We start from the raw sequence: 13,136 nt of genomic DNA on the forward strand, positions 1-13,136 counted from the left end.
GCTGTTTCCTGATCGAACTTCGGTGTTATACGATGCCTTGTGCCATCATCGCGTCGGCGACTTTGACGAAGCCAGCGATATTGGCGCCGGCGACGTAGTTACCGGGAGCGCCGTAATTGCTTGCGGCGTCGAGGCAGGATTGGTGGATATTCGTCATGATGCGGTGCAGATGCGTATCCACTTCCTCGCGCGACCAGCTCATTCGAATGGAGTTCTGCGTCATTTCGAGGCCTGATGTCGCAACACCGCCGGCGTTCGCGGCCTTGGCGGGTCCGTAGAGAATCTTGTGGTCGATGAATAATTTCATCGCTTCGGGAGTGGAGGGCATATTCGCGCCTTCGCACACGCAGATGCAGCCGTTGTCCAGCAACGTCTGGGCGTCCTTGCCGTCGAGCTCGTTCTGTGTGGCACAGGGCAGCGCGACGTCGCACTTCACTTCCCACGGGCGTTTGCCGGCCACGAATTCGCAACCGAAGCGCTCGGCGTAGGGTTCGACGATGTCCTGATTGCTTGCGCGCAGCTCGAGCATGTACTCGATCTTTTCGCCCGAGATCCCTGCCGGATCGAACACGTAGCCGTCGGGACCGGAGAGGGTCACAACCTTACCGCCGAGTTCGGTGACTTTGATCGCCGCGCCCCATGCCACGTTGCCGAAGCCGGAAAGAGCGACCGTCTTGCCCTCGAAGCTCTGTCCCTTGGTCTTGAGCATTTCCTGCGCGAAATAGGTGACGCCGAAGCCCGTGGCTTCCGGACGGATCAGCGATCCGCCCCAGGTAAGGCCCTTGCCTGTGAGCACGCCGTCGAATGAGTTGCGAAGCTTTTTGTATTGACCGAACATGAAGCCGATCTCCTGGCCGCCGACGCCGATGTCGCCCGCGGGCACGTCGGTATTGGGACCGATATGGCGGAACAACTCGCTCATATAGCTCTGACAGAAGCGCATGATTTCATTCTTCGACTTGAATTTCGGATCGAAGTCGGAGCCGCCCTTACCGCCGCCCATCGGAAGCGTCGTGAGACTGTTTTTGAAAATCTGCTCGAAGCCCAGGAATTTGAGAATGCTCAGCGTCACGCTGGGGTGGAAGCGGAGACCACCCTTGTACGGACCGATGGCGCTGTTGAACTCGACGCGATATCCGCGGTTGACCCGTACTTCGCCGTTATCCGCCACCCAGGGGACGCGGAACATGATGGTCCTCTCGGGTTCGACGATGCGTTCGAGAATTTTCGCCTTGCGGTACTCCGGGTGCTTGTCCAGCACCGGCATGAGAGTTTCGACAACTTCTTCCACTGCCTGGTGGAACTCGGCCTCTCCAGGATTCTTGGCCTTGACTTCCTGCATGAAGTCGTTCAGTGCGCTTGACATCGAAGCTTCCTTCAAAAGAATGATGAACAAAAAAAAGAACGAACCAGCATGGTTAAGATACGGCTTTCTGATCTCGAAAAAAAGATTTCAAGGGCATTTTGAGAAAAAAATCACGAGCGACGCCGTGATATTTCTCACGTATCGGTAAATCTTGGCATAAATGGGAAAACCCGAAGGCCGGGTGTCGAAAAAGGTCGCTAGAAATCACTAATTGCCGCGAAATCGTTTGAAAAATGATGGAATACCCATCATCCCTACATGCCGAGTGCGGACGCTTGTTTGACGCAGGTGAGCAGGGCACCACAGCGTTTGAGGCTGTCGAGAATGGTTTCGTATTCCACTACGCTTCCCTGGGCTCTGGCGTTGTCGAGAATCTCTTTCTTGACCACCTTGGCGAAGGCGGCGGGTGATATATGTGCTTTACCTTGAGTCACAAGGGTACTGAAAACACCATCGTCGTAGAGAAACCAAATATTGAATCCCTCGAGAATATCGCTGCTCAACGCGGCGGTGGAAACGATGGAATCCGCGGTCGCGCGTGTGAGACCATGCTCATGCATCAGGTACTTCAGGCTCAAGCCGTAATGCGTTTCTCCCGTTCGCACCCGGTGCGGGCTGGGAAGGTCGGCGAGGAGCTCTTCCACCTCCGCCCGATGCTCGGTGATCATCTCCTGAAGCTCGAAAACACGCTCCAGCAGGCCCCGGCATGAAGCGTCATGTTCTTCCTCCATGTGATGCTTGAGCACCAGCAGGGCGTCGTCCGACAGCCCCCGATCGGGATCCAGTGTGAGCGTCAGCCTGCGTTCCGCTGGTACGGAACGGTTGTAGCTGTGGAGCATATCCCGAATCTCGGCCTGCTTGACGGAGATCGAGAACAGGTACTGTTCTGTTTTCTGAGCGGTATTCCGGAATTCCTCGCTGTCGAGCCGATGCAGGCCGCAGGAGGAAAGTGTGAAAATCGCAATAAAAATGCAGACAGTAACAATCGCTTTCATGCAATTCCTGGCTTGTGGGACATTGATGGCATCACAAGATCAGAACGCTGCAGAAAAAGCTGTGCGAAGGCGGACACGACCAGAGCGTGAGAGATCGATCCATTCAGAATCAAAGAGGGTACGGCCGTGAGGGGCACGTGGCGGATGCGCAGTTCCTCAAGATCATCGGGGCGCTGGGCGGCGGCGGGCCAGGCGTCATACGCCACGAAGGAATGGCAGGTATTGTTGAGTATTGCCGGATTCGGATGCACAAAGCCCAACGGCTCAATATGGGTTGAATCATACCCGCATTCCTCGAGCATCTCGCGTCTGGCGGCTGCCAGTGTGCTCTCGTCCTCCGGATCCACAATACCGCCTGGAATTTCGAGTGTGATGTCCTGCGTCCCGTGGCGAAACTGCTCCACCATCACGACCTCACCCGCGACGGTGATGGGAATAATGTTGCACCACGCGTCCGCGGTGAGGACGTAGAAATCGCCACGGCGATGCCTGTTGCTCCGCTGATGCCGTTCGATAGTAAAAATGCGGCACGCGAATTCCGTTGAGGATTCGAGGGTGTTCCACTGCAGTTCCGACAGGGTATCGCTCCGGTTGGGCCCGGAATTCCGGACTTCTCCATCTGCGAACGGCGTTGCATGTGGTGTGGCGGTACTGTCCATGAGTGTTCACTGTTTCGTCACGCACGGGCGTGAAACAGAAATTTGCGGAAAAATCACAGGAAATGCAACGCGCCGCAACAATGCGGCATGTAGTGCGCATCTCGTCTCCGGAGGACGGTCGGAGCTTCCGGCGGGTTGGACAGGGGGCCGGGACGTCCATGTGGCCGTCTCAGAGCTCTATCGTCTCTCCGTACTGCATCACGCGGGCATGCAGACCGGCTGCGTGTACGCCTGTTTGGAACGCTTCCGGATCGGCTTCTATCACTGGAAACGTATTGTAGTGCATCGGGATGGCGAGTCCGGGGCGGACGAATTCCACCGCGGCCACCGCATCTTCCACCCCCATGGTGAAATTATCTCCGATGGGAGCCAGCATGCAGTCGATACTGTTGCGCTCGCCAATGAGCTTCATGTCGAGGAAAAGACCCGTGTCGCCGGTATGGTAGACGGTTTTACCGCCCATGGAAATGAGCACCCCGGCGGGCTCACCCATGTACATACCCTCAGGCGATGATGAGCCATGGTGGGCGATCGTGAACTTGACGCGGCCAAAAGGGAAGATCCGCGCGCCGCCGATGTGCATATTGTGCGCTCTGGCGCCGTGCGACGCCACATAATTCGCGAGTTCGTTGACGGCGATGATCATTGCATCGCAGCGTTTCGCGAGCGCCAGACCGTCGCCGAGATGATCGCCGTGACCGTGTGTGAGTACGATGAAATCCGCATGGACCTCGTCCGCTGCGACGGGGGAGGTTGGATTACCGGTGAGGAAGGGATCGATCAGCACTTTGTGCGAGCCGTCATCGAGCATGAATGATGAATGGCTGAAGTAGGTGAGTGAGAGCATACATCCTCCAGTGAATCGGATACGGGAAATATACGGGGCTTCGCACATTTCCTAAAGCGGAATCCTTCTCCTCCGCACACCCGCACGGCACCCTTCCGGCGGCCGACAGCACAGACCGGGACTTGCGCGCCCCACGCACGTTCGTTGCTTGCGCCGTCGCGGGCTCACGACGACGCCATTCTCGAAAGAGGACGGCGCGAGTGTACCCGCGCCGTCGCTTTGAAAACCGGTGGCTGTGTTATTTGCTGAGCATCATTTTCTGCGCCATGCTCCTGTTCCCGCTCTCGAGACGGTAGATGTACACGCCGCCGGGGAGTGAACGAGTGTCGAAGTTCACCGTATGTGTGCCGGCCGTCAACTGTGCATCCACCAGTGTGGCGACCTGCTGACCGAGCAGGTTGAACACGCGAAGCGTGGTCTGCCCGGCGGACGAAAGCGTGAAGTGGATTTTCGTGGACGGATTGAACGGATTCGGATAGTTCTGCGCGAGATGAAAACTGCCGGGGGTGGGATCGAGCAACTCGACATCAAGAATGACGGGGACCCGGAGATTTTGAACAAACCAGACAGTTTGATCCGAAAATACGGCGTCGTCATCCCTCCGCTCGCCGACTCCAAATTCCGGGGTTAACACAAAGCACTGACCGTCGACGCTGGCGTATTTCGCAATTTTTGTGAACTTCGCACCGAAGGTGGCATCCTCTTCAAAGAGACTGAGAAAATCACCGGTATAGCGCATGACGCTGTCCATTTCGAGAGTATTCGCGCTTGCATCGGCGAAGTTCCAGGGATGGTGATAGGGGTGTATACCGCGACTGTCCACGTGGCGCCCGTTCACATACACCTGGGCGAGAGTATCCTGAAACAGCGTTGGTGTACCGGCGACGACACTTACGCGCCAGGAGTAGAACGGGGAAATCCACTTTGCGAAGAGCTTGTCCCCAGCCCAGGTCCGCGCCCATTTGGGTTCGCAATGAATCCGGTAGGGCTCAGCGCTACTGGATGCGGATGTGAAGGCAACCCGGTTGATGCGTATCCTCCGCGCGGGTCCGATAGGGATAATACGCCAGCCCTGTTCCATTTCCACGACTTCGCAAGCAAACGTACTGTCCCCGCTGTTGAGCGCGATCGTGGTGTCCGTCGGCCGATCCAGGCCGAAGGGATTGAAATCCGACGAGAGTATGGTGAGGAAGTGCGGTTTGTTCTCCTTGCTGACGATCATGTCAAAATCCACAGACATTTTACAGTCTGCGTTCAGCGGTTGCGGCGTATTCGGGATTTCAGATGGCTTGATCCGTTGCAGATCTCCCCAGGTGCGTCCCTTATCGGTCGACACGCGCCAGGCGATTTCATGTCTGTCGTCGACCTGCAACGCCTGGTCCGGTTCGTATTCGAAGGCGAGCTGAAAGGCGACAACGAACGTACTTCCGTCAGGCGAGATGTCGAAGCGAAGCTGAGAAGCGAAAAAACCGTCCGGGACGATGTCGGCGGACCAACACGGTGTGCTGAGATCAGCGGCCCATGATGCACCTCCGTCGGTCGATTTGAAGAAGTAGAACTCTCCCGTGCTGGCTCCGTTTGCGGGATCTACCGCGAGAGCCATCGTGTACAGATCGCCGGTGGACTGATCGAGCACCGACGTGTACGGCAGGTCCCAGCTCGGGGGAGGAGCCGGGAACTGCGCATACAACGGATTCATGTTGTTGCGCTGATTTGAGACCCCGTGCACGCGCCATGCGAGAGTCCCGTCACCATTTTGACTGATCTGTCCCCAAAGAGAGGCGAACGTTGTACTTCCATCGCTTTTGGGCACACAGGATATCGTCGGATACCTCGGCTGGTTCGTGCTGGACACATTATCTCCGATGGCGCTCCAGCTCTGTCCGCCGTCATCGGAATATCTGATGTACAGCGTATTGCCATCGGATTCACCGACGGAGGCGCGATCATTTCCGCGAAAGATGACCGCAACGCGATTATTCCGCGGATCGTAGGTGATCTGACTTTGCGTTTCGGCCATCATTCCATAAATATTTGCCATTTTACCAACTTCGAACAGACTGCTGCGCTGAAGCAGCTGTGTCGTGAGTTGGTCCACGATGACACGATTGGTCGGAGCTGTGTTTTCCCGGCCCGTTGGCCTTGGCTGAAAGAGCGACGGGAGGGCACGCTGCGTTTCATCACCCTGCAGAACAGAAGTGTTTTCCGGCGCGCGGACGGTAGTCTGCTGCGCCTCCGCCAGACCGACGAGTGTTGTCAGAACGGCAAACAGGAACAGTTTCTTCATGAGTTACTCCGGGATTTGAGGTGTTTCCTGCAACAGTGTAGGTGCTATCCTGTCAAAAATCATCGTTTTGGCATGTCGGGCAAGGCAATTCGTAATGCATTACCGGTGCCCGTCCCGGCGATGTGGTGTACGCCTGAGGGCTCCGGCTGCGTGTGCCCATCCGTCAGTCTCAGGTTGAGACCGGTCCATCTCGTATGTGACTTCACAGCGCCGGCGAAGCTCGTCATGCTGATGAGACGGAAAGTACATGCACAAAGGCGTATCGCCATCCCTGTGATGCGTGCAGTGGCTCCGTACTCCGTAATTCGTCATGACGCCGTTTCCCGGCATGGGGTTGCGCTGTTCTCGCGCCTGTGATCAAAGGGCGCGTGTTCCCGGTACGGGTGACTGTCTGCAAAGGATGCTGTGCGAGATGTGGGCGTTCTCCCACGCCCCCCAAAAAAAAACGGCGCGGGAAAACCCGCGCCGCAGCACTGGAAACCAGTGGTTGGATTACTTGCTGAGCATCATCTTCTGGGACATGCTCAAATTCCCGCTCTCGAGGCGGTACATGTACACGCCGCTGGGGAGCGAGCGGGCGTCGAAGCTCACCGTATGCGTACCAGCCGTCAGCTGCGCATCCACGAGTGTGGCGACCTGCTGACCGAGCACGTTGAACACGCGCAATGTGGTCTGTGCGGCCGTCGGAATCGTGAAGTTGATTTGCGTGGACGGATTGAACGGATTCGGATAGTTCTGCTCGAGACTGAAGCTGCCGGGAGTGGCATCGAGCTGTTCGACATCCACCATGATATTGGGGATTTGCGCGCCCTGCAGGAACCAGATGGTCTGATCGGAGAACAGAGCATCGTCGTCGCGGCGTTCGCCGACACCGAATTCCGGCGAGATGACGAACACATCGCCATTATCGCTGGCGTATTTCGCGACCTTGGTGAACTTGGCACCGAAGGCACCGTCTTCCTCGAAGAGGCCGAGGAGATCACCCGAGAAACGCATGGTGCTGTCCATGTCGTAGGTGTTGTTGTCGGGTTCCACGAAATCCCACTTGTGCATATAGGGATTGCCGATCGTTCTGCTGTCCACGTGGCGGCCGTTGACATACACCTGCGCCAGAGTATCGGGGAACAACGTCGGCTGGCCGGCCACAACGCCGATGCGCCAGGTCAGATACGGGGAGATCCACTTCGCGAAAATCTTGTCGCCGTTCCAGGTGCGCGCCCATTTCGGCTCGTTGCGGATCACGTACGGCGTGGATGTCGTGGAAGCGGCGGTAAAGGAGATTCGGTCGATACGCAGACGGCGCGCGGGACCGATCGGAAGGATGCGCCATCCCTGGCCATCCATTTCGGTGATTTCGCACACAAAAGTGCTGTCCGTGCTGTTCAGGGCGATGGTCGAATCCGTCGGGCGGTCGAGACCGAAGGGATTCACGTCCGCGGACAGGACGGTGAGGAAGTGCGGCTTGTTGTCCTTGCCGATAGTCATGTCGAAGTCCCAGGACATATTGCACTGGAAGTCGAAGGGCTGCGGCTTGTTCTGAATCGCGGAAGGCTTCACGCGCTGCAAGTCACCCCAGGTTTGACCCATGTTGGTGGAAACACGCCAGGCGACTTCGTGATTGGCATCAACGAGGAATGCGCGGCCGGGTTCGCTCTCGATGATGAGCGAGAACGCCATGATCATCGTGCTGCCATCGGGAGAGATGTCCAGACGGAGGTTGGAATCGAAATACCCGCTCGGGATGAGGTCCTCGGTGTACACCGGGCTCGACAGGTCGGCAGTCCAGCTGGCGCCGCGGTCGGTGGACTTGAGCAGATACAGTTCGCCGGTGCTGGCGCCGTTGGCGGGATCGAGGGCGAGGGCGATCGAGTACAGATCACCGGTCTGCTGATTCATCACCGGTTCCCAGGGAATCGACCAGAGGGGAGGAGTGGGGAAGGGCGAATACAGCGGATTGCTGTTGCCGAAGCCGGCTTTCATGCTACCGACGGCGCCGAAGCCCGAGTTACCGTCGTTATATTGCGTCGTTTGCGCCCAGTACGCCGCAACCGAGGTGCTGCCGTCGTTCTCGGGAACGAGTGCGAGGTTCGGGTAGCGCGGCTGTGTGGTATTCGCGATGTTGTCGCCCTTGTCTGCCCAGGTCGCGCCGCCATCAGAGGAGTAACGGATGAACAGGGTGTTACCGTCGCTGGTACCGCGGTCATTGCCACGGAAAATCACCGCAACGCGGTTGCTCTTCGGGTCGAAGGCGATCTGCTGACGGGTATCGCCCATCATGCCGTAGATATTGGCCATCTTGCCGATTTCATAGAGATTGGTCCTGAATGCGGTTTTCTTCAGGCTCGTGCTTTTCTTCGCGGCGCGGGGAAGGAGGTTCTCCGCGGCGGGGAGGAACTCACGGAAAATGGAAGGACCTTCAACCGATTCGCTCTGCAGCAGCTGCGGCTGCACGCGCTCCGGCGCACGGACGGTGGTCTGCTGCGCCTGTGCCAGTCCGACAAGAGAGGTCAGAAGGGCAAGCAGAAACAGTTTCTTCATTAGTAACTCCGGGATTGTGTGTGATAAACCTGGAAATATGCTGGTATCGTTGTGCCAATGAGCATGGTTTTGTGCCAAAGGGCAAGGCAATTCGCGATGGGTTCCTTGCGCGGGACCGGATCCGGAAATATCCGTTTTCGGGCTGTGGCTTGTGATGTTCGCATTGCCGCGAACATCGGTAGCTCAAAATCTACGTAATTCGTTTGTAAAACCCTAACTTTTTGCGCCTCATATCGGCTGGGGGCGGATTTTCGACCTGCTTTCCCTATTTCTGGGACAAATCTACGGTGTACGCCTCGTTGCCGTACGTGACATTGATCAATTTCGTGTATTTATCTGCGTCCGTGCGAGTGTTGAACGGACCGACAAGTACGCGATACCATGTCGCCCGACCTATCGTCGCGCGGGTGATGAAAGCGGGGTACCCTTGTTCCACCATTTTGCGTGCTTCGACGCGCGCTACATCCACGCTGCGCAAGGAGGAGACCTGAACGGCATAGCCGCTCAACGGTTCGTCCACAATGCCGAAATCTTTTCTCCAGCGTGCGATGTCGTCATTCGCGTTCGCCGTTTCCCTGGAAGCCTCTCGGCGCATGCGGGCAGGTCGTCCGGTGCCGGGCTCTGCGGCGGCTACGGGCACCGATTCCGTCAATCGTACACTGTCGAGAAATGCATCCGCCGGAACCAGCCCGGGGTGAGCTGCCGCGGCGGCAAAAGCGGCCTCGGGGCTTTCATACGGACCAAGGCGGACGCGGTAGAAGGTCCCACCGCGTCTGGACAGGGCTTCGCCTTCCACGGCCACATCGAGCCCGGCGGCGCGTAATTTTTCAGCCTCCTGATCGGCTTTCATCAATTCTTTCCACGACGATACCTGAAGAAAATAATCCCAGGAACGCAATTCGGTGTCGTCGGCCGGGCTGGCCGCATCCTGATCTGCTGGCGGGGTGGAGACGGCAGCGACTTCCGTCGGTTTGCTCTTGAAAAAGCCGGCTATGGCATCCTTCAGCGGAGGATACGGATTGACATGCCAGATGAGCGCGATAAGGACGAGCAGCACAACAACGCCGCCGATGATGATGATGGGCCAGGAAGTGCCGCCTCGCGTGGTATGTGACGATGCTGTCATCTCTGCGTTCTCCTCGCTGTTCTCCGCTTCGTACGTCGATGGATGTGCAACCGCGGGATCGGACTCTTCCGCGACCTCCGCAGTCTCGATGGGATGTTGAACAGGTTCCGTGGTGAGATGAGAAAAATCGCGTTTGGGGTATTTATCGAGAATGCTGGTCGGCGCTTTGCCCCCGTCGGCTTGAGGGGGCGCGCCCGGCGACGAAGACGGCTGCCCGTGCGATGCATGCGCGGGTTTTGAAGGAATGCTGGTAAGCTCGTACGGAAGCTCACCCTGCCGGGCATCATCGGCAGAAACCGGCCGCGCGGGGCCGGTTTCATTGCGTGTCGGAGCGGTCGACGGGCGCTCGGTTTTGGTGCCGCCGCTCTTGCCTTTCGCGAAATTGAATTCAGGCACGAGATGTTGCCTCTCGCTTCGTGAACGAAAAAAACGTTACCGACGCCGCTTGGGAACGGTAATATTCTTGATATTGCCGTTGACCTTGTTCTTGTAATACGTCGACTCGGCGCCGAGCTCAAGGTAACGGTTATAAGCCGCCAAGGCCTTTTGCAGATCGTTCAGTCGCAGATAGGTGTCGCCGAGAATGCGAAATGTCTTGTTATGCGTCGGGTCGAATGCGGCCGCAAGCAGAAGCGTCGATTCGGCATCGGCGTACTTGCCGTCGTGCAACAGGAATTCTCCGAGACGGACGCGTGCGAAAGTCATGAAGGGATTGACTTCGAGTGCTTCGCGCAATCCGACAATACCATCGATGCGTGTCTCTTCGCGGTTCAGCTTTGTGCGGGCCGATTTCGCTTTCGCATCGGCCTCCTGGATCTTGTCATAGCCGACCGAATCATACACACCGTAGCGCAAATGATTGGGAAGGAAGTCCAGTGTGAGGATATACTGGTCGACCATGTTCTTCGAGGTGGCCGCACCGCCACCTGTTTCGTGTACGCTGTAACGGACAAGCAGCTCCTTGACCTTGTCGAAGTTGCTGTCGGTCCACGCTGCGTCCACTTTCTCGGCGACGAACTTTCCGTCACGCTGCCCCGCGGTTTCCGTCCATGAAGTGAGCACGATCACGGCGGTCTGCGTGTACCAGAGGATGGAACCCTTGGTCTCGTTCGCACCGTTGGGGAGCGTGTATTCGCTCTGCAGGTACATTTGCACGCCTTTGTCGAGCGTGATGATGGGACGGATCATGGTCTTGCCGGCCGGGAGGGCCAGGAGATCCATGAGCTGATATTTCCCTCCGCCGGCAGGTGTTATGACCAGGGTCACGTTACAACCCGCATTATCGGGGCCGGTATGGTACAACAGCCACATCTCCTCCTTTCCATCGCCGTCGTAATCCGCCTGAAAACCGGTGAGCGTGCCGGTCGGCTTTTCCGCGAGACAAACGTCCTGCGGCGAAATGGTCTCACCGGAGGCGGATATGATATCGACGAGAGCCGTCGCGGGCAGAGTCACCTTGGCGTAGGCATCCTCGGCTTCGCAGGCGTGCTGCATGCCAAAGGCGAATTGCTGCGCGCTGAGCTTTGACACGGACAGCAGCAAAAAGGCGAAGAGCAGAAGGGAGGTTGCGCGTGTTTTCATGAGCTTCGGAGATGGATATGAGTAATGTATATACCAAATCAAAATACGGAGACCTGCGGCCAAGTGCAAGAAAGTCTGTGAATACTCGGCACATTCCCCTTATAGCGCCGCGCGCGCAGGGTTGTTCCGAAAAGGATTTGCCGATCTTGTCGCATTTCATAATTTTTCCGGAAGAATTCCGTACACGGAAATCCGTCTTCCTGTGCCCGGCCTTCCAGAGGCGGATCACAGCCAAGCAGTACCACAGTCGAGGCCACCATGTCTTTCTCATCACGCAACCCGGCGACGGGCGAAATTCTTGAGCGCTTCGATGCTCATACGCCGGCGCACATCGAAGAACGCATACACATCGCTGCACATACACAACAAAGCTGGAAGCACGTGCCTTTCGGGGAACGGAGCGCGCTGATGTACAGAGCGGCGGCGGCGCTCGAGAGCGGACGAGAGGAGTACGCAAGAACGATCAGTCTCGAGATGGGGAAACCCGTCACCCAGGCCAGAGCCGAGATAGAGAAATGCGCCTGGGTGTGTCGCTTCTACGCTGACGAGGCGGAGCGCATGCTCACGAAGGAGCGTCTGGAATCCGACGGCAGCGAAAGCTATGTGCGCTTCGATCCGCTGGGTGTGGTCCTCGCGGTCATGCCGTGGAATTTCCCGTTCTGGCAGGTCTTCCGTTTCGCCGCGCCCGCGCTGATGGCGGGCAACACCGCATTGCTCAAGCATGCCTCCAACGTTCCGCGCTGTGCGCTGCATATCGAAAAGGTATTCTCGGAGGCCGGCTTTCCGGATGGGTGCTTCTCGACGCTGCTGATACCTGCCGACGCGGTGCAAGGCGTCATTGACCATCCCGAGGTGGCGGCGGTCACGCTCACCGGCTCCGAGTATGCCGGCAGCCAGGTGGCGTCCAAGGCGGGCGCGCGTCTGAAAAAGAGCGTCCTCGAGCTTGGCGGCAGCGATCCCTTCATCGTTCTCGCTGATGCCGATGTGCAGCGGGCCGCGAAAACCGCCGCCGCCGCACGCATGTTGAATACCGGACAGAGTTGTATCGCGGCCAAGCGCTTCATTGTCGAAGCGCCGGTATACGAGCGCTTCCTGTCGGAATTCGTATCCGCGGTCGCCGGCATGCGCGTCGGCGATCCTCTGGACGATGCGACGGAGATCGGTTCCATGGCCCGCGAAGATTTGCTGCTCGAACTGGATGTGCAAGTGCGCCGCTCCGTGGAAATGGGAGCACGCATTTTGCTCGGCGGACAGCGGCTGGACCGCCCCGGCGCATTCTACGCACCCACTGTGATGGACCAGCTGACGCCGGAGATGCCCGTGCTGTCGGAGGAGACCTTCGGACCGGTCGCGGCTGTCATCGCTGTGGACGACGTTGATGCCGCGGTGGCCGCGGCCAACGCCACGGAATTCGGTCTCGGTGCCAGCGTGTGGACCGAAGACCGCGTGCGGGCGACGGATATGGCGCGACGGATCGACGCCGGCTGCGTGTTCATCAACGGCATGGTGAAATCCGATCCCCGGCTGCCCTTCGGGGGCGTCAAGAAGAGCGGCTACGGGCGTGAACTTTCGCAATACGGTATTCGCGAATTCGTGAACATCAAGACGGTCTGGATTGGCTGATCGTGCGGCCTGCGTCCGGGTGAGGTTCGCGATACCCCATGCGGCGTTCTGCGGCGGAGGCCTCTCCGCCGTCTACCGCCCACACCCGGAAGAAGCCATCATAACACGTGGAAC

The 13,136-nt window shown here is 58.0% G+C and carries 9 protein-coding genes; 1 reads left to right on the forward strand and 8 read right to left on the reverse strand.

Going from position 1 to position 13,136, the window contains the following annotated elements; translation table 11 throughout:
- Positions 1 to 25: 25 nt before the first annotated feature.
- The 8 genes from gdhA to M5R41_00670 all read right to left on the reverse strand — a co-directional run bounded on the left by gdhA (position 26) and on the right by M5R41_00670 (position 11,399).
- Positions 26 to 1,366, reverse strand: coding sequence for an NADP-specific glutamate dehydrogenase (gene gdhA, locus M5R41_00635; GenBank protein ID MCZ7554892.1), 1,341 nt, complete (start codon positions 1,364 to 1,366; stop codon positions 26 to 28).
- Between the two features lie 254 nt (positions 1,367 to 1,620).
- Positions 1,621 to 2,361, reverse strand: a complete 741-nt coding sequence (locus M5R41_00640) for a hypothetical protein (protein MCZ7554893.1) — start codon at positions 2,359 to 2,361, stop codon at positions 1,621 to 1,623.
- Positions 2,358 to 3,020 (reverse strand): NUDIX hydrolase, encoded by a 663-nt coding sequence (locus M5R41_00645; protein ID MCZ7554894.1) that lies wholly within the window; start codon positions 3,018 to 3,020, stop codon positions 2,358 to 2,360. Before M5R41_00645 ends, M5R41_00640 begins: the two co-directional genes overlap by 4 nt.
- A 169-nt stretch (positions 3,021 to 3,189) precedes the next feature.
- Positions 3,190 to 3,867: a metal-dependent hydrolase gene (locus tag M5R41_00650; GenBank protein ID MCZ7554895.1), complete on the reverse strand. Its 678-nt coding sequence runs from the start codon at positions 3,865 to 3,867 to the stop codon at positions 3,190 to 3,192.
- Positions 3,868 to 4,105: 238 nt separating this feature from the next.
- Positions 4,106 to 6,154 carry a T9SS type A sorting domain-containing protein gene (locus M5R41_00655; GenBank protein MCZ7554896.1) on the reverse strand — a complete coding sequence of 683 codons (2,049 nt, stop codon included), beginning with the start codon at positions 6,152 to 6,154 and terminating at the stop codon, positions 4,106 to 4,108.
- A 492-nt stretch (positions 6,155 to 6,646) separates the two neighbouring features.
- Positions 6,647 to 8,692 (reverse strand): T9SS type A sorting domain-containing protein, encoded by a 2,046-nt coding sequence (locus M5R41_00660; protein MCZ7554897.1) that lies wholly within the window; start codon positions 8,690 to 8,692, stop codon positions 6,647 to 6,649.
- A gap of 265 nt (positions 8,693 to 8,957) precedes the next feature.
- On the reverse strand, positions 8,958 to 10,214 hold the full coding sequence (locus M5R41_00665) for an SPOR domain-containing protein (GenBank protein MCZ7554898.1): 1,257 nt from the start codon (positions 10,212 to 10,214) through the stop codon (positions 8,958 to 8,960).
- Positions 10,215 to 10,250: 36 nt separating this feature from the next.
- Complete coding sequence (locus M5R41_00670) at positions 10,251 to 11,399, reverse strand: tetratricopeptide repeat protein (protein MCZ7554899.1); 1,149 nt, start codon at positions 11,397 to 11,399, stop codon at positions 10,251 to 10,253.
- Positions 11,400 to 11,657: 258 nt separating this feature from the next.
- Here M5R41_00670 and M5R41_00675 point away from each other — a divergent pair, with 258 nt between their 5' ends.
- Positions 11,658 to 13,022, forward strand: coding sequence for an NAD-dependent succinate-semialdehyde dehydrogenase (locus M5R41_00675; GenBank protein MCZ7554900.1), 1,365 nt, complete (start codon positions 11,658 to 11,660; stop codon positions 13,020 to 13,022).
- Positions 13,023 to 13,136 lie beyond the last annotated feature (114 nt).

The sequence above is a fragment of the Bacteroidia bacterium genome (assembly GCA_027493955.1).
Classification (GTDB): domain Bacteria; phylum Bacteroidota; class Ignavibacteria; order SZUA-365; family SZUA-365; genus JAOSJT01.